This is a genomic window from Trichocoleus sp. FACHB-262, from assembly GCF_014696035.1.
Lineage (GTDB): Bacteria > Cyanobacteriota > Cyanobacteriia > FACHB-46 > FACHB-46 > Trichocoleus.
Genome location: NZ_JACJPK010000074.1, coordinates 13,088 through 35,566, shown reverse-complemented (window position 1 = coordinate 35,566; position 22,479 = coordinate 13,088). Strand labels below are relative to the sequence as shown.

Below are 22,479 nucleotides of genomic sequence, written 5' to 3'. Positions count from 1 at the left end.
CCTAGAATTGTACTTCTGAGCGATCGCTCGTTGGAGTTATTTTTGTTTTAGACGTTGCTCGGCGGCTTGCAAATGTCTTTCAACATCGCTCGCTCCGGGAGCTGCTTGCAAGGCTTGTTGAAATTCTCGAATAGCAGCGGTTAAGTTACCTTGCTGTTCGTAGAGCAACCCCAAGTTATTATGGATGATCGCTTTAGAGTAGGCATCTTTGGCAACCTTCAATGCCTCTTCATACACCGCGATCGCTTCTGTAGATCGATTCTCCATCTCTAGAGTTTCCCCTAACCACAAGCGCGGCACAATTTCTGCGGGATCAAGCGAAATTAGCCGGCGGTAAGTGATAGTTGCTTCACTTCCACGGTTCTGAGATTTTTGCAGTTCCGCTAGCTGATAGAGCAATTGCGAATTGTCAGGATAGCGTTGAATGGCTTCTTGATAGAGTGCAAACGCTGAATCTACTTGATTTTGTAGGACAAGTGTTTTAGCTAACTTTTCATAGCCGGAGGCGATGTCCTCGGGGGACGCTTGTGTTGCACGTTGTAGTTCGATCAGACGACGATAAGTTGACGTTGCGGCAACCAACTGATTTTGCTCAACCAAAACATCGCCTAAGTAACCGTGCAGCTTTTCATGTTGGGGATGGCGTTGCAGCAGTTCTTGGTAGAAAGGGATCACAGTCTCTAATTTATTTTGCCGCCTTAAGCTCTCTTCAAGGCCGTTAACGTCAGCGGTAAAGATAATACCAAAGTAGTCAGTATTGGCTTCTAGGGTTATGGCTTGACGGTAAGCAGCTTCTGCCTCTTGCCAGCGCTGCAGGTCTAAGACGGTGGATGCTAATTCTTGATAAGCTTCTATATAGTTAGGATTCAGTTTGATGGCTTGGCGGTAGTGCTCTAGTGCGGCCTCCGTCTTTCCCTCAATTCGCAAGTTTCTGCCTAAGCTCAAATGAGCAGCTGGATCGTCTGGCAGCATTTGCAACCACCGTTGGTAAACTGCCATCTCTTCGGCTCTATGATTAGTTCCGAGAAGGGTCAAATTCATTGCCAATGAATTATAGGCATAAGCTAGTTTAGGATCGAGGGCAATGGCACTTCGAAAAGCGGCGATCGCTTGAGCAGTTTCTCCTTGATCGGAAAAGATAGTACCTAAACCACAGTAGTCAACTGCGGTGCTGGGACTTTGCTGGCTTTCTATCAAAAGACGGCCCAATCTCTCGTAAGAGTTAGTAAATGATGGATTAACGGCGATCGCTTGGTGATAAGTGATGATCGCCTGATCTACCTTTCCTTGCTCATACAAGATGTCAGCAATTTTGAGATAGCCAAAAATTTCGTGAGGATTTAGTTCCACACTTTTACGAAACGCACTGATCGCTTCCTCTAACCTGCCTTGATCGTGTAGAACTACCCCTAGTTTGATGTAAGCATCGAGTAGCTTTGGGTCTAGCTGAATCACTTGTCGCCAAATCCGCTCCGCCTCAGAGTATTGCTTGGCTTCTAGTGCTGCTTCTCCTTGCTTAAACAGTTGCTCCAGCGAAGGAGCCGCGATCGCCACATGAGGCGTAGCGGTTAGCAACAAAGACAACAGCAATCCGCTGAGCTTGGGCAGTCTGTTCATGGATCTCAAACTTCGTCACCGTGTCAGAATAGCTACATCCGTAACTTTGGCAATTTTGGAGACTGACAAGTTAAATTTTCAGAAAATTGCTGAATTTCCCCTGAAGATACTTAATGAGGGGCATCAGTGAGTTGAGTGGAAAACGGCTCAATTCGCCCTCATGGAGAAGATGTGATGAATAAGGAAATTCTGAGTTGGCTGGCTCCCACGGTAGCCCTCTTGTTGAGTTGTGGCACAGCGATCGCAGTGGCTGAACCGCTATATGAATGCTCACCCGTATCCCCGACTTCACTGACGCAAAGCTCTACACCTCGGATTGAGTTTCGCTTGCAAAAGCCAGGTACAGAGGCACAACTGCAAGTCCAGCAACAAATGCTCGCTCGCCTGCTACTCCAGAAAACACAAATCAGCCAAACTGAAAAATCCATCGCTTTATACGAAAATCGGGCTGCCATAGAAAAAACCTACCAAGCGATCGCAGCTTTGTACGAACCGACCCGCCTCACTAGCAGCCATATTAAATCTGCTGACACTGCGTCCACTTTCACCCCGCCTTCTCCGTGGCAATCTTTCACCGCTTTAGACATTAGCGTTGAATTTGACGATTCAGGTAGCGAAACCTTTTCTACATTGACAAAAGCGATCGCGGGAACGGGACGCACCTTGGGCATTTTCTTGAATGACCGATTGATCAGTGCGCCCCTCGTTGATGCGGTCTATGCCTCCACGGGGATTACAGGTGGGCAAGCCATGATTAACGGCAACTTTACCAACGCAGAAGTGCAGGAACTTGCACCTTGGTTGGGGTTATCCTTAGAGCCAAAAACCTCTAAACGTAAGTAATGAGCTACTTTCTGCAACTCAAATCATTTTTTCTGAGACCGCTTCTTCTCTGGTAAATTGCGAAGCGGAGTTTCTCGCCCTCGGTAAAACTGCTGCTCTAGCCTACCTAATCCCAGCCAGGCTGCTCCACTCACCAAGCTGGCGATCGCTGCTGCTACCACACCAAACCCTGCTTCATTTCCTAGCGAAACGGCCAGCAATGGGGCGACGGTCCAGGCGATCGCTGCCAAGATGAGACAAGCTAACCTAATTTGTTGTAGTCGGGTCAGGGCCGCACTGCAACTAGCGCACTTGATGGTGTGCGAATAGTAGCGATCGAGCAATTGCTCTTTGGGCAGTGCGGGGGGTAACGTCGCGCCTGAAAACGGATCAGCGCTGTATCGGTTCACCCATTGCCGCAAAGCTGAGACAAAGCGATCGGCTCTTGTAGGCAAATAAAATGCTTTGGCAAAGTTGGCGCTCCCGCCTGCCTGCTCCAAATAGCGCTCTTGGTGATGCAAAAAGATTTGGTCATCTTCTAGCACATTGTTCTGTCCCAAGTGAGAATACCAACGGGGTGTCAGGCGAATAAAGAAACTAGGCAGTTTAGCAGAGAACTTGAAAGGGAATATCGCAAACAACCGACACTCGCCTTTACGGATTGGGGTAGCGTAAACCACCGTCAACGTTCTGCCGAACTGCTTGGAAGTCAGGTCGTGCCACATCAACCCTGGGGCAATAAAGGTGGTGTCTTGGCGACCGAGTGTCCCCTTGCGTGGGCCTTCCTCCCACAACCCCTGGAAGCCTTGCTTGCCAGATTCCACAAGCTCCAAATCTACTGGGGCAGCATTGGCGCGATTGCCCACGGAGCGGTGGTGCGTATAAGGCACATGGCTGGCATCTAAGACGTTTTCCAACAAGGTCAGCGCGTCGTAGGGCAAATCTCGGAAGGTATTGAGGCAAACCCAGCCGTCTAATTCTTCTATTGGAGTTACGATCGGCACTGCGGTTTTGGTGGCGTGGTCTGGGTTGCCAGGATAAACAAACAACAACCCCTGACGGATTGTAGCGGGAAACGCCCTCACACAAGCCCGTTCCGAGGTTTCTGCAGTACCTCCGATCGCCTGTTGCGGAATGCGATCGCAGTGGCCCGCTCCAGAGAAAGCCCAACCGTGATAGGGGCACTCTAGCAAACCATCTTCAGCAATTCTGCCTTCGGAAAGCGGCGCTAAGCGGTGAGGACATTTATCTTCTAAAACTCGCCAAGCCTCTGTCGCCTGCTCCCACCAGATGACTAAATCGGTTTCCAGTAGGGTAAATCTAGCTGGCTTGGTCTTATCTAGATCTTCTACATAGAACACTGGATACCAAGCTTCTTTGGCATCAAACCGAGATGGGTCAGGGCCACCCGCGGGCAATTCATGCGTTTCGCTATCTTGTTCTAGTACTCCGCTCTGGAGAGTGGCCACAGTTGCGCTACCTACAGTGGTTTCCAGCTCTGTGTCTGCGATCGCCTGCGCTTGAGTTAAAGACGCATCAGACATCACTCTTGGGGTTATCTCCATTTCTTTCCTTTCCGCACGGTTCCCTAGCACTTAACTCCTATGTTAAGAAGTTTTGAGCGTTACTGGGAACAACTGTTTGCAGGTGATCGGCTGTAGGGGCGAACGGCCGTTCGCCCCTACGAGGATGTGGAAATCGGATTCTGAGATTTAGCACATTACGAACGGTTGGCAGGGACTTGAAATTGGTAAGTGTCACCGTGGCTGAGGTATTCGATTTGGGTGTCTAGTCCTGCGGCGGCGATCGCCTGTTTAAATTCTTCTAAGGGAGACTTAAAGACGGTGTAATCGTTGTAGTGGATGGGGATGGCGGTTTTGGGGGCGATCAAGCGCACCATTTCTACGCCTTGCTTACCGTCCATTGTCACCAACACGCCAAACGCTCTAGTACCACCTAAATGCAGCAGTGCCAAATCAATGTGAGAATGGCGTTGGGGAATTTCCTTGATTTCCTCATAGACCAATGTATCGCCCGTGATATAGAGGCGAAAGAGAGCCTGTCCAGTGCTATTTTGGAACTCTAATAAGCTACCCATCACCGGAGGTAGTAAAGTGGCTAAAGCGCCAGGTCCATGTCTTCCTGGCATGGCACTGATGCGGAGCTGCACCCCTCCTTTCTGAATGGTTATGGTTTCCCAAGTGTCTAAAGCATAGGTTGCTTGGAAGCCCTTCTTCTGCAACTTCTCAGTCGCATGTTTGGTCGTGACAATAGGAACAGTTTTGTTCAGCTTTTGCTCAGCAATGTGATCGAAGTGATCTTCGTGCATGTGGGAGAGTACGACCAGATCCAGCGGCGGCAACTCCTCAATCTCAATCGCAGGATTGGTGACTCGTTCAGAACGCAATCCATATCCTAAGTGAACGTGATCTCCCTGGTGCAAGAAGTTAGGGTCGGTCAGGATAGTGAACCCAGCATACCGAAGAATGACAGTCGCAGTACCAACAAAGAAAATGGAACCAGTCGCAATATCAGGGGTGTGGTTTTCGGCTGGCAAAACTAAGGTACTTGAGTCAGTCATACATCACCTGAGAGATAACCCAACGCTTCCAGTCGGCCTACTGGAATAGCATCAAGAAGATTAATTCGACAGTCGCGGAAGTTAGCGGTAGCGGAGACGAAAAAGCTTGGTGCTAAAGCTTGGCTTGGTAGCCAGCCTAAGGTTAGAGAGCGATCGCAATTAGCAAAAGAAATAGGAGGTTCTACTTATTCAGCAGATTAGAAGCGATCGCTGAAGCTAACGTCTATCTAAAGAAAGCTTGGGTATATATCTAAAGAGCTGTAAAACAATCAAGCTGGTTTGTAGCTAAAGTCACAAAGTAGTCTTGGTTTTTGTAGAGGGGGCTTTAGCAAGCAACTGTATCGCTCTACACACATTTCTGGCCTATGTGCTGAGCCATCAGTTCGCCCTCAAGAGAGATTCAGTCAACGCTAAAGCAGATTAAACATAGATTAGCGAATTCAGAAACCAGCTTTCTGGTTAGACCCATCGAAACGATTTACGGTAATACCCAAGGCATCAAATCCAGCCAGCTCAAGCAGCTTCAGCGATTGTACGAACAGCGGCAACCGAGCGATCGCTTTTGTACTCCGGAGTTGGCTCAAGAATTAGCGGCTGTTAGCACAGCGATTCATCATCCTGTCTGTATGTACCTAAATCGCCGGGGACAGGTGTTGCGGGTGGCCGTGGGTACGCCAGCCCAAACTCAGCTATCCGAGCAGGAACTACCTCGACATAGTGCCGAGCGCTTGAGCGGAGTTCGGTGTCTGGCAACCCAGCTTAAAGCAACTCCTCCGGATGGCGCTAACCTAACAGCGATCGCTCGACAGCGCTTAGATGCCTTGGTTACCCTAGTTTGTGCTCCCAGTGATTCCAAGTCGAATTCCAAGTCGAAAGGTGCGGTCGCGAAAAATGGAACTTCAAGCGAAATTCAATCTACTTATTTAGTGCATCTCGTTCCGGATCTGGATCAACCTTGGGAAATTTCTCCCCTTCCCCTCGCAGAGCTGACAGAGGAAGACTTTAGCGATCTAGTCGATGACTGGGAAAAAGAGTTTCACGCCGCTGGGTATGGAGCTTTTCAGTTTGAGGAAAAAGGAGATGACCAAGACAAGATTTTGCTCGTGGGGTTGATGACCGATGATCTGTCGCCTCAACGCTTCCAGGATGGCTTGGAAGAACTGGTTCGTCTAGCCGAGAGTGCTGGAGGAACGGTTCTGGAAACCATGATTCAGAAGCGATCGCAACCGCATCCCCAAACGGTCGTAGGTCAGGGGAAAGTAGATGAAATTGCCCAACAAGCTCAAGCGATTGGAGCCAACTTAGTAGTGTTCGATCGCGATATTTCGGCTTCCCAGATTCGGAATTTGGAAGCCCAAATGAACCTACGAGTCGTAGACCGTACCGAATTGATTCTGGACATCTTTGCCCAACGCGCCCAGTCGCAAGCAGGTAAATTGCAGGTCGAACTCGCCCAGTTGGAATATATGTTGCCGCGACTGCGTGGTCGAGGGCAGGCGATGTCTAGGTTGGGCGGTGGTATTGGCACCAGAGGCCCAGGGGAGACTAAGCTAGAAACCGAACGGCGGACGATTCAGCGGCGGATTAATCAACTGCAACAGGAAGTGAACCAGTTGCAAGCCCATCGTTCTCGCCTGCGCCAACAACGCCAACACAACGAAATTCCGACCGTAGCCCTAGCAGGGTACACCAATGCCGGGAAGTCTACTCTGCTCAATACCTTGACTCACTCAGAAGTTTATACGGCTGACCAATTATTTGCCACCCTCGACCCCACCACACGACGGCTAACCATCACCGATTCTGAGACCCAATCTCAGCGATCGCTCCTGCTCACAGATACAGTGGGTTTTATCCATGAACTGCCGCCTCCCTTGATGGATGCCTTCCGAGCCACTTTGGAAGAAGTCACAGAAGCCGATGCGGTGCTGCATGTGGTGGATCTCTCCCATCCCGCTTGGGAAAGCCATATACAGTCAGTCCAAGAGGTGTTGGCAGATCTCCCAACCATTTCTGGTCCTACATTGTTGGCGTTTAACAAAGTAGATCAAGTGGAAAGCGAGGCTCTAGCGGCTGCTCAGCAAACTTATCCGGATGCTATCTTTATCTCAGCGACGCAAGGACTGGGTTTAGAAACACTCAAGCAACGCTTGGTGCACATCGCCACGCCTGCCGCGGATGCCAAGATGAACACGGAGTTCAGCGCCCCTTAATTTATCCGGTTTATGGCAGCGATCGCACCTCGGTCGCACCCCGTTTCAAACAGCACAACCTAAGGAGTCTAACCTGCATCTTCAGCGGTGCTGTCTTCGGATGGGGCTTCTACTAGTTGCCGACTCAACCAATGCAGGTTGAGAAACATTAGACTGCCCAGCACCAAAAGCATCACTCCTAGCACCGTGCCATATCCTTTGGTATGCCACCAAAGCCGCTTCACGAGCGCCGAACTTAACTGGTGTGCTTGCCCTAAAGGGGAAAACGGACTCCGAATAGAATTAACTGTCTGATTAGTCAATCTTTTTTGACCCAGACGAGTGTGACTATCAAATGCGATCGCCATGCTAAGTACTCCTGTTAGCCCTACTGGCGGGCCAGCAATTTCGTGCCACTTAATCTACGGTAAACCGGTAGACTTGTGTGTATTTGGCAGTATTGCAGGCCAGAATCAGGAAAACAAGTTCAAATGTTACTTTTTCAGAATTTGCTTAAAAGTATTGGGCTTCAGCTACGAGGCTCAAAGTCTAAGCAGTCTTCACAGGGGCCGTAGGGACGCACCGCACATCTAATATGCAGCGATCGCGCTGAGTAAATACAGTGAGGATTGCCTAGAGGTTTTTGCTTCGTGGCGGCAAGTCGCGCTCGGAATTGAGCATTTAACTCATCCGTACGGGCTTTATGCTGCTGCCACTGCCACCAAAGATTTAGCAAGCTCAGCGGCAAGTAAAGCAGCGAGCTACCCACGACGATTCCGGTAAGCAGTCCGGGTGAGCCTGCTTGCAAGGCCAAACAGAGATTGGCAAACATGATGCTGATCAAGCAGTAGTTGCTGTGCCGCATCAGGGTGCGAGTTGATTGTTGAAACAGAGACCTGAAAGCCATGACCGTGGCCTGGGTAGAGATTGGCCCTGATTCAGAATAGCGCTTCTCTCAACAGTGATGGCAGTTTTGCTAGCCAGCGCCAAGGGAGGCAATGTCATCAATCAGTAGTGCGGGCTATTGTGGAGAATATGAAGTATCGTAACCTTTACTCTGGCCTGCAATGGCGCTTGCAGGAACTCTCCCAATCGCTGAATCTATTTCAATATGGTGGCCGCGCTGTGGAGTTGGTCTGGTCAACCAATCACCGCTTGACCCTTGCTTTGGCCCTTTTTACCTTGGTTGCGGGGTTACTCCCTGGCGCGATCGCTTATGTCGGCAAGCTAATTATTGATAGTGTGGTTGCAGCGTCTCAATCGCAAGCTGTCGGCGATCGCTGGGATGCGTTAGGTTATCTGGCTTTAGAGGCGATCGCCGTAGCGCTTTTGGCGGGCAGCAAGCAAGGTCTAACGCTCTGCCAATCCCTGCTGCGCGTGCTTCTAGGGCAGAAAGTAAATGTGCTGATTCTGAAGAAAGCACTGACGCTGGATTTGGCGCATTTCGAGGATTCCGAGTTTTACGACAAAATGACCCGTGCTCGCCGAGAAGCGTCTAGCCGCCCGTTAAGCTTGGTGGGGCGAACCTTTGGACTCGTGCAAGACAGTTTAGCCCTGATTACCTATGGCGGTTTGCTGCTGAATTTCTCCATCGGAGCTGTCTTTGTTTTGATGTTAGCCGCTGTGCCTGCCTTTATTGCGGAGACGCGCTTTGCGGGACAAGCGTTTCGGCTGTTTCGCTGGCGAGCCCCAGAAACGCGCGAACAAACCTATTTGGAAACTTTAATCGCTCGTGAAGACTTTGCCATGGAGGTGAAGCTGTTTCAGTTGGGGCCGCTGCTCTTGACCCGCTACCAAGAGATTTTCCATCGCCTTTATGATGAGGACCGTAGCTTAACCATTCGGCGAGGGCTTTGGGGCTACTTGCTCGGCTTACTCAGTACGGCGGCCTTTTATGCAGCTTATACCTGGATTGTGATTGAGGCGATCGCAGGCCGTATCTCTCTGGGTGACTTAACCATGTACTTGGTGGTGTTTCGCCAAGGTCAAACAACCTTCTCCTCAGCTCTCAGCTCCATCGGCGGGATGTTCGAGGATTCGCTTTATCTCTCTAATCTATATGAATTTTTAGAGCAAGAAATTCCTCAACCCTTCGGAGCTGCAACCAGAGGGCCAACTGCAGGCGATGGTATTCGCTTTGAAAATGTCTCCTTTATTTACCCAGGTAATGCTCAACCTGCTTTAACCAATATCTCTTTTCACCTTAAACCGGGGGAGAAGATGGCGATCGTGGGAGAAAACGGCTCTGGCAAAACCACGCTGATCAAGCTGCTCACTCGCCTCTATAGCCCGACCTCAGGCCGCATTCTCCTCGATGGTCTTGACCTGGAAGCTTGGGATATGGAAGTGCTGCAACGTCGGATTGGCGTCATCTTTCAGAACTTTGTGCGTTATCAATTCACCGTAGGGGAAAATGTTGGGGTTGGGGATGTGGAACATATTACCGAATCGCCCCGTTGGGAAGTAGCCGCAAATAAGGGGATGGCGTTGCCCTTTATTGAAGAGATGACAGAGGGGTTCCAAACTCAGTTGGGCAAGTGGTTTAAAGGTGGGCGAGAGTTGTCAGGGGGGCAATGGCAAAAAATTGCTTTGTCGCGTGCCTTTATGCGAACAGGGGCCGATATTCTCGTTCTGGATGAACCTACTTCAGCGATGGATGCGGAAGCGGAAGTGCAAATTTTTAATCACTTTCGGACCGTGACGCAGCACCAAATGGCGATCTTGATTTCCCACCGTTTCTCTACAGTGCGGATGGCGGATTGGATTGTGGTGCTATCGGCTGGTGAGCTAATTGAGCAAGGCACCCATGAAGACTTAGTCCAAGCAGGCAAGCGTTATGCTCACTTGTTCTCTCTGCAAGCAGCGGGTTATCAGTAATGCTTTAGGGTCGCTATAGTGGTAGTAGCATCCTGGTCTTATTTGGGACCTTGGTGTGGCATAACTTCATTTTTTATGAATACCGAACTTCTCACTCGAAAGCCTTGGCTCGCTCTTAGTCTGCTCGGATTGGCCTACACAGTGCTGGGATGGCATCTATCTACTCACCATATCTTTTGGCTGGTGGGTACTTTTGTCATTGGTGTCACGCTAATTGCAGCTTGGAAGAACAATCCAATCTTGGAGTCCTTGGTTTGGCTGGGGACTCAGAAGTTGTTTGCCGTGGTTGGCATTACCCTGCTCGTGAGTGTGATAGTCGCTTTGGCACTGACCCAACCCATGTTATTAAACCTGATTTTTCTACCACTGGCGACGCTGGTATATTCTGAACTGGAAATGAAAGCGATCGGCTTGAAGGCCACTGATATCTTTTTGTGTTCGGTTACAACAGCTAGTCTAGGTTTGATCATCGGGGAAGCAATAGACCTGTGGATTATCCCGAGCATGCGATATTAAAGGCATCACCTTAAAGAAGTGTATTAAGTTACAACCTATTTCAGGGATCATGAGATCTTTGTAGCAAGTAGCATCAGAGGGGCGCTGAGCTAATGTCTCCTACCGAACCTATAGTGGCTGCACCGTTTAATCTCACCCTGGTATCAGGTCTGTCGGCTGTAGCACTGGTTCTGGTGCATCTTTTCTCTAGCAACCTACGTTTTCTTGAAGCTGTTCCTCGTAGCCGTTGGTTGTCGTTTGGCAGTGGTGTGTCGGTGGCTTATGTCTTTGTCCATGTGCTGCCAGATCTGAGTGCAGCTCAAGAAACTCTCCGCGAAACCTGGGGTAAAGGATGGACGTTTCTGGAGCACCATGTCTATTTGGTAGCGTTGGTAGGTTTAGCAGTTTTCTATGGATTAGAGCGAACTGCAAAAATTTCACGACGGCGCAATCGCGAATCAGGCCAAGGAGATGTGACGGAAACAGGTGTCTTCTGGCTGCATATGGGGTCGTTTGCCCTTTACAATGCCTTGATTGGTTATCTTCTGCTGCATCGAGAAGAACCTGGGTTTGCCAGTTTGCTACTTTTTGCAGTGGCTATGGCCTTGCATTTTGTGGTTAATGACTATGGCCTGCGCGAGCATCACAAGAAGTACTATGACCAAGTGGGCCGTTGGATACTAGCCGCCTCTGTGATGGCTGGGTGGGTGATTGGCAGCGGCACTCAAGTTCCTCAAGCGGCGATCGCGGTTCTGTTTGCCTTCTTAGCAGGTGGCATTGTGCTGAATGTGTTGAAGGAAGAACTGCCGGACGACAGAGAAAGCCGCTTTTGGGCTTTTTTAGTTGGGGCTGCAGGTTATTCAGCTCTATTGTTGGCTTTATAGCTCGCTAGACCCGCTAAATGCTTACAGATGGGGATTGTGGACTTCCTAGTAAGTGTGTTTTTAGCCTATTTAATGTCTGTCGTTGACCTTAAGGAAGAGATTTGCGAATTCAGATGATTTTTTAAGCTACTTTTAAGAAACTCTGACAAATAACAAGATTAGAACAAGGTCTGGACAAAAATTGCATCCGCCTGAAAAAGGCTAAGCATAATTACGGGTGGAGTTCAGGATAACCATCAAATTTTATGCCTAGACAAGGAATTGCATGGGGTCCTATCGTCTTTGTGGTAGCCACCCTTTTTGCCAGCGCGGGTTTAATTACTTGGGGATTGTCGTCTTCCCCGGACGTTCCCACCTCAAGTATTCGCAATCCTGCTGTACAGTCCGACGGTTAGGCAGGGTTGCGACTTGCTGCCATTCATCACCTATGTTTATCATCTATTAGATAGGTTGCTACAACTCAGTAAACTAGGAACTGCGATCCAAAATTGATACTGAGATGTTAGAGGCCTAACTGCCCCATGTAGATTTAACCCAATCAGGAGTGTGGCAGCAATTGCTCGTCAGTGCTCCACTTTGTTCTAGCGTGGTCGCTGGTTGGCAAGGTATTCACTTGGCACACCATCACCTGTCAGCCCATGAACTGCCTGATTGCTATTTTGCCCAGCACGTCATTACGATTTGCATGGGGCAGTTTGAGGTAGAGCTGAAGCTCGGGAGTCGTTGGCAACTAGAGCGATATAGACCTGGTGATATCGGTATTTTTCCAGCGAATCAGTCTCATCCTCAAGCTCGCTGCGATCGCGGAGCTGAGTTTATCCAGCTTTATCTAGAGCCTCAACGTGTTGCTCAGGTCGCGGCTACATCCTTAGAGACAGACTCAGTTGCCATCATGCCCCAACATAAAATTCGCGACCCCTTGATTCAACAAATTGGCCTCACACTCAAAACCGAGTTGGAATCTAGTGGCACAGATAGCCGCTTCTATGCCGATGCTATGGCGACTGCGCTCTCAGCCCATCTGTTCCAGCGATATTCTACCCAGCGATCGCTCCTGAGAGAATATACAGGTGGCTTACCGCCCTATAAGCTGAACCAAGCGATCAGCTATATCCACGACCATTTAGACCAAGACTTACGATTAGCGGAAATCGCTGCGATCGTGCAAATGAGTCCGCATTACTTCGCCACTTTATTCAAGCAATCCACGGGCTTGGCTCCGCATCAGTTCGTGACACAATGCCGGATTGAACGTGCCAAATGGTTGTTAGCCAAGCAGGAACTAACAATTTCAGAAATCTTGCTACAGCTTGGTTTCAAGAGCCAAAGTCACTTTACTAAAGTATTCCGGGAGCAAACTGGGTTGCCCCCACAGCTTATCGGAGCCATAGCTAAAAGTCTTCGGAAGATTAGAACAGTTTTGGAAGAATCAGCCAGACAGAGCACCAAGGCGATCGCTAAACTTTGCCACTCCTTTAGAAATTTTGCCAGAGTGGTATCTCTATCCCACGTTTCAAATTTTCCGCATTGTCCCCAACAAACTCCTGGGTATACTGCTCAATGCCTCAATTCCTTTGGGACTCATGTTGATTCCCTTTATTGAGAATGCCAACAAGTTTCAAAACCCCTTCCGCCGCCCTGTAGCGACTACTATCTTCCTGCTTGGGACACTGATCACGCTCTGGCTAGGCATTGGAGCCACGCTGCCAATTGATCAGGCCATAACCTTGGGCTTGTTTTGAGAGTCTATCTGACGCTAGGCGCAATTTAGAGAAGTCGTTGTGTAGGGTGGCATATTTACAAGCTGTGCTCCAGCCCAGCTATTTGTGCCATGACCTCCGACAAACCTCTGCCTAAAGCACTCATCTGTGACTTAGATGGCACGCTCTGCAATATCTACCATCGACAACACTACATGCGCTCCCGACCCAAGAACTGGAAAGCTTTTTATCGAGCTTTAGGGAAAGACTTAGCTCATGAGTTTTGTCGAGATATTGTTCAGATGTACAAAGAGAGAGAATTTGCCATTTTGTTGGTTTCTGGGCGGCCTGCTGAATACAAACCAGAAACTGAAGCCTGGCTAGCCGATCATGAAGTGGAATATGATGCGCTCTGGATGAGAAGAACGGAAGATTCTAGACCAGACTTTATCGTCAAAAAGGAGATCTACGAACAATTCATTCAAGGTCGCTATAATGTCTTCTTTGTGCTTGACGATCGCGATCAGGTAGTGAAGATGTGGAGAAGCCAAGGACTCACTTGTCTGCAAGTTGCGGAAGGGAATTTTTAAGCAATTGCTTCATTGCCGCTTGCTCTACAAATCAGCAAATCAGCCCATAACAGGGCACAATCACTATCAGGAGATAGAGGCCATCAAGCTGTGGCGATCGCTACCGTAGAACTTAGTCAGTAGTAGCACAGTATAGTTCCGGGGACCTATGGCAGTAGCAGATAAAGGGAGTTCCAAACGGGCAGACTCCACCTCTGATCCGATGCAGGACGCGATCGCCACAGCCACTCGGATGGCGCAAGCAGCAACCGAAGTCTTGCAAGCCACAACAGGTAATGTCAGCACGACTACGGCAGCGATTGGTGAAACGATTGGTCCATCTGTGCAGCGATCGCTAGAGCAAACCACCGAAACTGTGGGCAAGTTCGTCACCCCTATTGCCGAGAATCCTTTGGTGAAATTTGCGGCCAAGGTTCCCGGAATTAATTTATTGATGGCGGCGCTCGGTCAAGTAGATGTGCAAAAGGCGCAGCGGGAAGTAGACCAACTGCGGCAAACCTATCCCTTAGAAGCGCCAGAGCAATTGGCTCAGCGGATTATTTCGGATACTTCGCTGAAGGCAGGCGGCATTGGCCTACTGACCAATTTTATCCCTCCCTTGGCGCTAGCTCTGTTTGCGGTGGATATAGCGGCAGTCACCGCCCTTCAAGCTGAGATGATTTATCGCATCGCAGCAGTTTATGGCTTTCCGCTCACCGATCCGACTCGACGCGGCGAAGTGCTGGCGATTTTCGGTTTGTCAGTAGGTGGCTCTGGTGTCCTAAAGCTAGGTCTGAGCTTTGTGGAAATCTTGCCTCTGATTGGGCCTGTAGTGGGAGCATCGAGTGATGCTGCTTTGCTCTACACTTTAGGACAGCTCGCTTGCCGCTTCTATGAAGTCAAGCGTCAAGCGGCAACTCAGCCAGAAATGAGTGTTGCGAATCGTTAGCGCGATCGCTAAAGTCAACGTAGTGTTCTACTGACCGCCAAGGATTTTATGCCTATCTCTAAGCCAGAAGCCAAACAGCTCTTAGAACAGCTCATTTTTGAGGATACCTTGCCTCAAGACTGGGTACAGGATGTTTGGGGGTTGAGTCCGCTTCTGGGGGATAGTGCAGCTAAGTTGCTAGAAGCATTTGAATCGTTGATTGAGTATTGCCCAGAAGAAAAATTAGATAGTTTATTGCAAACCTTGGCTCCAGAGCAGCTTGAGTCAAGGTAATGGGTGTTCCCAGGCGGTAGAGTAATCTCGCTGCCATACACCGCTCTCCTGGGCCTACGCAGGATCGACAATGACACCCATAAATAAAATTGCTCCAGTTTGCTGATCTCGAATAGTACAGAAGAACGGGCGATCGATGATCAAAGTAGGAGGTAAACCTCTTTCCATCTCGATCGCAGTCACAGCCGCCGCTTTCGCTCCTGCTTCGTTGACCTCAAAAAAAGTTTTGTGAGTAATTTGGCTAATAGCAGCGCTGTCCTTGCAGAGTTGCGAGAAATTAGCTGTTTCATCAAAGGCTTGCTTCATACCTAAGCTCACTAGAGCCTGCTTCAGTGCGGATTTCGTTTCATACTCTAGCTGAAAGCTGGGCATCGTAAGGTTGATCAAACGTTGAGTAATAGACTTTGGCGGAAACTGATCGAGCCATTTAGACCCACTCCCCGACCTCAAGCTCTCATAAAAACTGTTCACCTGAGCCGGAGAAGGAGGTAAAAAGATATCTAGACTGAGGCGTTTGTCTTTAAAGGGAATTCTGACTGCATGAAAATCTTTACCTTGGTAACAGCAGTATTCATTAAACTGCCTCATCATGGGAACTTGCTTTTGACTGCTATCTAGGAGAGTAAACATCCCTGGCTGGGTCTGCGTTGGGTCAAAGCGATCGCTCCAGTTACCTTTGAAGTAGATGGCGTTAAGTAAAGCTAGAATTGTGGCTGGGCTAAGCTGCTGCACAATTTGCTGAATCTTGCCATGTGTTTGATCACTTGCCCACTGATTAATGGTTGCTGCTGCGTCAGGACGACTAAAGTCCAAATTCTGCACTTCTGCTTGATAAAACTCTTGAACTCGCTGTAGAAATTCAGACCGAAAGCGTAGATTTGGTTCGGCCCAAAGTGAATTTGCGATCGCCACTTGCACATCTGCCAAGCTTTCCAACTGCTTAATAAGCTCAGCATTGGCTTGATTCACCTCCTGGACGCTCATATTTTGCAAGCCCAAGGCGATCGCCATTTCTGCTTGGGTTTGCCCAACAGCACCGTTGTAGAGCATAGAAAGCGCGATCGAGATGCTGAGTGGAGAGATAAAAATATTTTGGTTAGGCTGTTGTTTGAGCAGTTCCGAAAAAAGCTTGAAACCGAATTGATTATTAGCGGCGATCAATTTATCGGTAGCGGTTTTCATGGAATGTCGTGATTAAACAAATTAGGGACGCGATCGCTGCTCAGCTCGCCCTGCCAAGCATTTCTGCCTCCTAGACAAACTATGAGTGAATAGTGCCATCGGGCATGATAGTCCCGGATAGATTAGCTCCCGTCAGCTTAACCATCAAACGATTATTGATCCCGACCCGGGCACCAGTGAGATCAGCGCCACTCAAATTAGCCCCACTCAAATCAGCCCCCATTAAGTTGGCTTCTCTCAGGTCGGCATAACTTAAATCAGCTTGCAATAAATTGGCGCGGAATAGTTTGGCGCGGAATAGTTTGGCGTGGCTGAGGTTGACGTTGTGCAGAAAAGCGTCGCTGAGGTCAGCGTTGCTTAAATTGGCATCGCTTAAGTTGCGATTGGCATAGTCTTTTTCTTTGAGGTTTGCCCCCTGGAAATCACTGCCACTCAGGTCAGGGCCTCGATATTTAGGAACTTGAGGCGTTTGATATTTGGGGACTTGATGGGTGGGTGTTTGGGTTGGGTAGGCAGGATAGTCAGATGCTTGAGGCTGAGGGTAGGGAGATTTAGGTTCTGGTGCAGGAGAAGTTTGAGTTTCGTAAGCCGCGTAGTAGGACGATCGCAAGTAAGGGTGCAGCGGGTAAGCAGCAGGCTTAGGTGGCTGAGCAGCAGGCTTAGGGGGTTGAGCAGCAGTGGGGGTTTGGTAAGTAGCCCTAGGGGGGTGATAAGTAGCCTTAGGTGGGGTGGCTTTTGGTGGTGGAGGTGGGGCAGGTGGTGGAGTGGGGGGAGTACTTTTGCTGGCGGTACTTTTACTGGCAGTTTGGTTTCGTTTGGCCCCGGCTTTGGCATGGCAAGACCGTAAGAGGTCTCGCGCCTCATTGATTTCTTTGAGTTTTTCGTGAGCTTCGTGCTGCCGTTCAGAATCATCTTGGGGCACGCGATCGGGATGCCACTGTCGAGCCAAGTCTTTGTAAGCTTGGTTGATTTCATCCAGAGATGCGCCTGGTTTTAGTCCCAGGACTCTGTAGCATCGGTTGAGCTCGTTGATCCGTACCATCCACTACCTCAGGCAACCAATTGTGCCGCCTACCCAAATGGGCAATGACCTTCAGACTGTGGCAGGCTGCACGGTTTTGTCTGTCCATTCTATCGCGGAGGAATTGCCCACTCCCTGCTTCGACGAGGGTGATTTAACAATGTTGGGGTTTTGTAGTGTCAGTTACTTAGGGCAACCAGAAGTTAGGCAAGATACTTTGTCCCCAATTCCGGAGAGATTGATTTAGCGATCGCATGGTCTGAATATGAGGTTCATCGGGTTCTACAGGCAAAATTGTGGCGGGTGTGCCTCGTCCGAGTTGGGCGATCGCTAAGTTAGCTGCTTCTAATCCCGTCACATAGGCCTTCTCTTGAGACCAGGAGCCGTGGCGGGTTACCACCCAGTCACCGCTCATAAACAGGTTGCTGATACTGGTTTCTGCTGGCAACAGGTAGCGGTAGCTGCCAGGGGCAAAGTGAGTCACCGCTCTAGGCAGTCGTACCACACCGCTATCAATCACCTTGGCTTCGTGGAAGGCGGGAATGCAGGTGGCTAAGTCGCGCTGTACTAAGGGCACAATTTCTGTGTCACTCAAGGGCAGGAATTGGTTGGCGTGGTAGAAATCTGCTTCCACCACGGTTCCTGGCTCGTCTCGGAACTCATCGTGGAGTGCATTCAGGTCAAAGAACGTCCAGCCTGTGGTGGCTTGGAAGCCAAAGCAAGCATTGGAGGGGCGAGGAATCTCAATTTTGCGATCGAACCATAAGCGAGTTGCCATTACATCAATCGCGCTCAGGTTCATCAAATCACGGAACTCCCGACGGTTGCGGAGCGTGGGGCTACCACTGACAATTTTCTGCATCCCAGTCACCCCCACGGCAAAGATCACCGCATCGGCATCAAATATTTCATCTCCGCAAACTACACCTGTGGCTTGGCCTCGGCTATCTAAACGCACATCGCTCACTCGTCGCTGGGTCAGCACTTTGCCGCTCGCTTGCTCAATCTGCTGCACCCAAGGACGGAAGATCATCTCACCCACAGTGCCCCGACACCAAACCACATCGAAATCGGGTTGGTGGGCCAAGATGAAGTAATAAAGCATGCCCAACGCTGCCGCTGCCGAACATTGCTCTCCCGGCGCAAATAGGCCCACTAGCAACATCGGTTCAAAGGATTCCCGGTAGAGTCGAGCAGAAACCCCAAAATCCTTGAAGAGTTCTCGCGCTGTCACAGAGTCGTAGCGTCGCCATGCAGCATCGGAGTTGTCAAAATCTATCAACGCATACAGTAGCGGCAAAGCCGAGAGGCGATCGCGCAAGGGTAAGCGCTTGAACTGCGTGTAGAGAAACGTACCAAGTGGTGTAGGTAGACGCGGCAGATCTTGAAAAATCGGTGACTCCACCTCTAGCCCCACGGGGGAATATTGCGAAGACCGAGTCCAGGGAGTGAAAGGCTTTAGCCCCAGTTGATCTACCAAAGAAAAAATATTGCGATAAGGATACCAGAAGCCATGAATTCCAGCCTCGATGGAGCGACCACCCGGCGTTTTCCAGCCTGCTACCAACCCACCTGGATAAGCACCTGCCTCCAACAGCGTTACATCATAGCCTTGCTTCGCCAAATGGTGAGCTGCCCCTAAACCAGCCCAACCAGCCCCCACAATGACTATCCGTGGCGATCGCGCGTCCATCACTTTTACATTCTTCACAACATCTTTTTTCAGGATGGCATCTTTTCGCTGGCTTTACTTTGCCCCAGGGGCAGAAGCGAGCCAAATTGACGCCAGAGAACTCACAACCTCTGGCTTGTAAGGTACACAAACAAAAAACAAAGATGTTATCTATGCCAAATCATCTTGGTTGGCTCCATCTCTGCCAACAACTGTCCCCGCGAAATCACATACCGTACCGAGGCTCGACGGCGAATTGCATCATAGCGATCGCTGGCCGCCAATACAATTAGATTCGCAGGCTTTCCCACCTCCACTCCATACTGATCTCCCAAACCCAGCGTTTTGGCTCCCTGCCAAGTCACCATGTCATAGCAGGCATCAATCTCTCCCATCCCTGTCATTTGGCAGACATGCACTGCCATAAACGCCACATCCAGCATGTTACCTGTGCCCAAGCTGTACCAAGGGTCTTGCACGCAATCATGGCCCAAACTCACATTCAATCCTTGCTGCCACAACTCCTTTACCCTAGTCACCCCCCGCCGTTTCGGGTAACTATCTGTCCTGCCTTGCAGCGTGATGTTAATCAACGGGTTGGCAATGAAATTAAGCTGTGCCCGCTGAAGAAACCCCATCAGCTTGTAAGCGTAGGCATTGTTATAAGACCCAAAGGCCGTGGTATGGCTCGCGGTTACCCGTGGCCCCAACCCAGTGCGAATCGCGTATGCCGCCACAACTTCCAAAAACCGTGACTGATCATCATCAATCTCATCACAATGTATGTCAATCAAGCGATCGTACTGCTGTGCCCACTCAAACACCTGTTGTACCGATCGCACCCCATCTTCTCGCGTCAGTTCATAATGGGGAATCCCGCCCACTACATCTACACCGAGTTTCAGGGCTTTCTCCATCAACGCCTGATTCTGGGGGTTGCCGTAAATGCCATCCTGCGGAAACGCCACGACTTGCAGCGTGATCCAATCTTGCACTTCCTCCCGCACTGCCAGCAAAGCTTGCAACGCCGTTAAATTCGTCTCGCTGACATCGGCATGACTACGAACAAACAACACACCTTGCATTGCTTGTTGCTTTAGGGTAGCGATCGCGCGTTGTTTCACATCCTTTAAGGTCAAACTTTGCTTGCGATCGCGCCAAATTTCAATCCCCTCAAACAAGGTGCCACTTTCATTCCAACGGGGTTCTCCTGCTGTCAGAGCTGAATCTAGATGGATATGGGATTCTACAAAAGGAGGACTCACCAACTGTCCCTGCACATCTAGTTCTTGCAGGGCTGTAGCTTCCAAGCGAGGTGCGATCGCCATAATCTTGCCTGCTTGGATGCCAACATCCACAGACTCTAAAGCATCTGGCGATCGCAATAGACGACAATGACGCAGAATTAAATCGTAAGGCTGTGAGGACATAAAGCAATTCTGCCTAAGTAGAAGCAGTTTCCTCACTGTATTAGCAGAAATTAACCCCAAAAAAATACCCCCGCATTGCAGGGGCATTGAGATTAAGTTTTACCGATTAATCGGGATTAATTAGCTGAGAGCAACATGACTGCGCTCGTAATTGCGTCGAAATGTCGGATGAATGTCACCTTGAATGTGATTCCAATAATCGCTTAGATGCGTGAACCCCGCTTCAGCCGCAGAGCGACTCAGTAGAGTTTGCTGGCGATTCTTGATCAGATGATGTTGCTGCGTCATTCGGATGCGGGCTCTATTCTCAGTCGATAAGCCAGTCGCTTTAACAGATTCAGCCAGAGGTGCTGCGACCACAGCCGTTTCATTGGCTACTGTCTCATTCACATCTGGGCGATCGCTTGTGCGATAAGCCACACCACGGTATTTCAAGTCTAAGCTCGCTTGTTGAATGGGTGCTTTTTTGAAGTTACGAAAGCGCCAATCCAAACCCCGATACTTTCCGGTCTCTCCAGCAGTAGTTTCAACAGCAGGAGTGTTGGATTCGTATTTGCTGCCACGATAGGTCAATTGCATGATTTTCGCCTCAAATTAGAACTGTAGTGATATGAGGCGCGTTCCTTCGGGATCACTCCCTACTTCCGTTTCTTGGCTGCTTTTAGTCGTCAATTACTAAACTCATCCAAAGAAATGAACGATTTCGTTTTCACTTCTGTATCTATTTTGACACTTTTAAGCGAAATTTGCTCCAACTAGAGGCGGATATTTCTTCAGGGTTTTCTGACAACTATCGCATTCAAGCTATTCATCAATCTGCCAAGCATCCTTCGTCAAGTCTTCATCGATAATTCGCTTCGGACGCACCACTAAAATCAGTTGGCCTAAGAGAGGCAAGCTAGGAGCCTCCTCGAACCATTGCAACTCTAGCTGTTGGTCTTGAGCCACCACGAAATAGCTGTTGGCATTCCATTGGCGTTGGGCTCGGTCTACCACCACCAAAATCTCTTCTGGCTGGCCAGGCAGCGGCGCAGGTAAATGATTGCTGTCACAGAGCAAGACCACTGGATCTTCTGCACCTAAGAGCACTTTCCAGCCTGGAACCGGAACCCAAGCACCAGTCCCAGAAAATTGCACCATGCGAAAGGCTCCAACCTCCTCGGTTAGCGGCACTGCTTGCAAATCGGCTAGGGTCAAGGGCAACTTGCCCACGACAGGCAGTACCCGTGGCAGCTCTTCTTCGTTTTCTAACCGATAAATCGGTAAGCGAGGAGCAGAACGTGAGGAAGTGATGCTGAAATCAGTCAATAACTGTTCTAATTTTTGCCGCGCTGCAACGCTGTTGACAAACCGCAATCCTTTGGCAATCAGGCGCGAACGGTCTTGCAAGTCGCTGTGTTGTCGAGCTAACTTCCAGCACTGGTAGGCGATCGCATCTCCCGGATGCTTGGTAAAACCCTCCGGTGGAGTGCTCCGAGGAGACAAATCTTTCATCGCTTTGGCTAAATCATGCGAGTCATCAAGATCAATATTTTTCTCAACTACAAAGTCTGCTGCTGCAGCTCGCTCTGCCTGGTTCAGAATGCGAAACTCGTACAATATATCGCTGCCTTTACGCTCAAAGTGTTGTCGGGTTGCCTCCGAGACTCCCGCATTCACCATCGAGGTGAAAACCTGCGACCCTACAATGACTTGATTTTGCTGAATTGGCTCAAATCCTGTTTCCTCAAAAATCTTTTGTGGGTTGAAACCTGCTTTTTGCAACTGCTGACAAGCTTGACCCCACTTTACCCAAGGTCCTTCTTTGCGACGCAGCGATCGCAATAAGGTGTCTGTATCCAGAGCAGCTTGGGGATCTTGAAAATTTGGGTTGAAAGCATTTGAGGAAGTTTCAGTCATGGTTGAGGTAGGCAGCAGATCACTAAAGAACAGCAAGCAGTCTTTAATTCTAAGCCCTTCACGATTTCTATACTACTGGGGCATCTTGCCTTAGAAATCTATCTCTGCCGTGCCTCGCAAGCATTAGGGTTTCAAAAAGTTTTTAGATTGACTTGACGAATCTCTACAATCTAAGGCATGATTGTAAACGCGAAATATAAGGGGCTATAGCGCAGTTGGTAGCGCACTTCAATGGCATTGAAGGGGTCAGCGGTTCGAATCCGCTTAGCTCCATAGCGTACTTGTCCGTTAAAGAGCTATTTGTCAGTTTTAAATA

General features: G+C 49.5%; 19 protein-coding genes, 1 tRNA gene, 2 pseudogenes and 1 riboswitch. Of the genes and pseudogenes, 11 read left to right on the top strand and 11 right to left on the bottom strand.

Annotated elements, in window-relative coordinates:
* Positions 1-36: 36 nt before the first annotated feature.
* The gene (locus tag H6F68_RS15190) at positions 37-1,617 is read right to left on the bottom strand and encodes a lipopolysaccharide assembly protein LapB (RefSeq protein ID WP_190560218.1); all 1,581 of its coding nucleotides are present in this window, start codon (positions 1,615-1,617) and stop codon (positions 37-39) included.
* 174 nt (positions 1,618-1,791) lie between these two features.
* Between H6F68_RS15190 and H6F68_RS15185 the strand changes: the two genes are divergently transcribed.
* A complete protein-coding gene (locus tag H6F68_RS15185) occupies positions 1,792-2,460 on the top strand; it encodes a SecDF P1 head subdomain-containing protein (RefSeq protein WP_190560215.1) in 669 nt (222 codons plus the stop codon).
* Between the two features lie 23 nt (positions 2,461-2,483).
* Here the strand turns inward: H6F68_RS15185 and H6F68_RS15180 are convergent, their stop codons facing one another.
* Both H6F68_RS15180 and H6F68_RS15175 read right to left on the bottom strand, forming a co-directional pair.
* Positions 2,484-3,983 carry a Rieske 2Fe-2S domain-containing protein gene (locus H6F68_RS15180; RefSeq protein WP_190560213.1) on the bottom strand — a complete coding sequence of 500 codons (1,500 nt, stop codon included), beginning with the start codon at positions 3,981-3,983 and terminating at the stop codon, positions 2,484-2,486.
* A 176-nt stretch (positions 3,984-4,159) separates the two neighbouring features.
* Entirely contained in the window at positions 4,160-5,020 is an 861-nt protein-coding gene (locus tag H6F68_RS15175; protein ID WP_190560210.1) for an MBL fold metallo-hydrolase, read from the bottom strand.
* A gap of 530 nt (positions 5,021-5,550) precedes the next feature.
* Between H6F68_RS15175 and hflX the strand changes: the two genes are divergently transcribed.
* Positions 5,551-7,233, top strand: coding sequence for a GTPase HflX (gene hflX, locus H6F68_RS15170; RefSeq protein WP_399314081.1), 1,683 nt, complete (start codon positions 5,551-5,553; stop codon positions 7,231-7,233).
* 68 nt (positions 7,234-7,301) lie between these two features.
* Here hflX and H6F68_RS15165 read toward each other — a convergent pair whose 3' ends face one another.
* A complete protein-coding gene (locus H6F68_RS15165) occupies positions 7,302-7,580 on the bottom strand; it encodes a hypothetical protein (protein ID WP_190560208.1) in 279 nt (92 codons plus the stop codon).
* A gap of 161 nt (positions 7,581-7,741) precedes the next feature.
* Positions 7,742-8,119, bottom strand: a complete 378-nt coding sequence (locus tag H6F68_RS15160; RefSeq protein ID WP_190560206.1) for a DUF6464 family protein — start codon at positions 8,117-8,119, stop codon at positions 7,742-7,744.
* A gap of 128 nt (positions 8,120-8,247) precedes the next feature.
* Here H6F68_RS15160 and H6F68_RS15155 point away from each other — a divergent pair, with 128 nt between their 5' ends.
* The 8 genes and pseudogenes from H6F68_RS15155 to H6F68_RS15120 all read left to right on the top strand — a co-directional run bounded on the left by H6F68_RS15155 (position 8,248) and on the right by H6F68_RS15120 (position 14,959).
* Positions 8,248-10,089 (top strand): ABC transporter ATP-binding protein, encoded by a 1,842-nt coding sequence (locus tag H6F68_RS15155; protein WP_190560204.1) that lies wholly within the window; start codon positions 8,248-8,250, stop codon positions 10,087-10,089.
* 75 nt (positions 10,090-10,164) lie between these two features.
* Positions 10,165-10,605, top strand: a complete 441-nt coding sequence (locus H6F68_RS15150) for a hypothetical protein (RefSeq protein WP_190439996.1) — start codon at positions 10,165-10,167, stop codon at positions 10,603-10,605.
* A gap of 92 nt (positions 10,606-10,697) precedes the next feature.
* The gene (locus H6F68_RS15145) at positions 10,698-11,468 is read left to right on the top strand and encodes a hypothetical protein (protein ID WP_190560202.1); all 771 of its coding nucleotides are present in this window, start codon (positions 10,698-10,700) and stop codon (positions 11,466-11,468) included.
* Positions 11,469-12,153: 685 nt separating this feature from the next.
* A pseudogene (locus tag H6F68_RS29620) lies at positions 12,154-12,831 on the top strand (AraC family transcriptional regulator); the annotation flags it as partial.
* A 100-nt stretch (positions 12,832-12,931) separates the two neighbouring features.
* A pseudogene (gene petD, locus H6F68_RS15135) lies at positions 12,932-13,210 on the top strand (cytochrome b6-f complex subunit IV); the annotation flags it as partial.
* A gap of 89 nt (positions 13,211-13,299) precedes the next feature.
* Complete coding sequence (locus H6F68_RS15130; RefSeq protein ID WP_190560200.1) at positions 13,300-13,758, top strand: HAD family acid phosphatase; 459 nt, start codon at positions 13,300-13,302, stop codon at positions 13,756-13,758.
* A 148-nt stretch (positions 13,759-13,906) separates the two neighbouring features.
* A complete protein-coding gene (locus tag H6F68_RS15125) occupies positions 13,907-14,686 on the top strand; it encodes an EcsC family protein (RefSeq protein ID WP_242065522.1) in 780 nt (259 codons plus the stop codon).
* A 48-nt stretch (positions 14,687-14,734) separates the two neighbouring features.
* Positions 14,735-14,959, top strand: a complete 225-nt coding sequence (locus H6F68_RS15120; RefSeq protein WP_190439987.1) for a hypothetical protein — start codon at positions 14,735-14,737, stop codon at positions 14,957-14,959.
* A 54-nt stretch (positions 14,960-15,013) separates the two neighbouring features.
* Here the strand turns inward: H6F68_RS15120 and H6F68_RS15115 are convergent, their stop codons facing one another.
* The 6 genes from H6F68_RS15115 to H6F68_RS15090 form a co-directional block, all read right to left on the bottom strand.
* Positions 15,014-16,141 carry a serpin family protein gene (locus H6F68_RS15115; RefSeq protein ID WP_190560198.1) on the bottom strand — a complete coding sequence of 376 codons (1,128 nt, stop codon included), beginning with the start codon at positions 16,139-16,141 and terminating at the stop codon, positions 15,014-15,016.
* A gap of 79 nt (positions 16,142-16,220) precedes the next feature.
* Complete coding sequence (locus H6F68_RS15110) at positions 16,221-17,183, bottom strand: pentapeptide repeat-containing protein (protein ID WP_190439985.1); 963 nt, start codon at positions 17,181-17,183, stop codon at positions 16,221-16,223.
* 166 nt (positions 17,184-17,349) lie between these two features.
* Positions 17,350-18,873 (bottom strand): FAD-dependent oxidoreductase, encoded by a 1,524-nt coding sequence (locus tag H6F68_RS15105; RefSeq protein ID WP_313930141.1) that lies wholly within the window; start codon positions 18,871-18,873, stop codon positions 17,350-17,352.
* A 128-nt stretch (positions 18,874-19,001) separates the two neighbouring features.
* Positions 19,002-20,264 (bottom strand): cytosine deaminase, encoded by a 1,263-nt coding sequence (gene codA, locus H6F68_RS15100; protein WP_190560196.1) that lies wholly within the window; start codon positions 20,262-20,264, stop codon positions 19,002-19,004.
* A 120-nt stretch (positions 20,265-20,384) separates the two neighbouring features.
* Positions 20,385-20,843 (bottom strand): DUF4278 domain-containing protein, encoded by a 459-nt coding sequence (locus tag H6F68_RS15095; RefSeq protein WP_190560194.1) that lies wholly within the window; start codon positions 20,841-20,843, stop codon positions 20,385-20,387.
* Positions 20,844-20,878: 35 nt separating this feature from the next.
* Positions 20,879-20,966, bottom strand: a riboswitch (Glutamine riboswitch).
* A gap of 102 nt (positions 20,967-21,068) precedes the next feature.
* Positions 21,069-22,163: a RuBisCO accumulation factor 1 gene (locus H6F68_RS15090; RefSeq protein WP_190560192.1), complete on the bottom strand. Its 1,095-nt coding sequence runs from the start codon at positions 22,161-22,163 to the stop codon at positions 21,069-21,071.
* Between the two features lie 200 nt (positions 22,164-22,363).
* On the opposite strand from H6F68_RS15090, the gene H6F68_RS15085 reads away from it, so the two are divergent.
* Positions 22,364-22,436, top strand: a tRNA-Ala gene (locus H6F68_RS15085).
* Positions 22,437-22,479 lie beyond the last annotated feature (43 nt).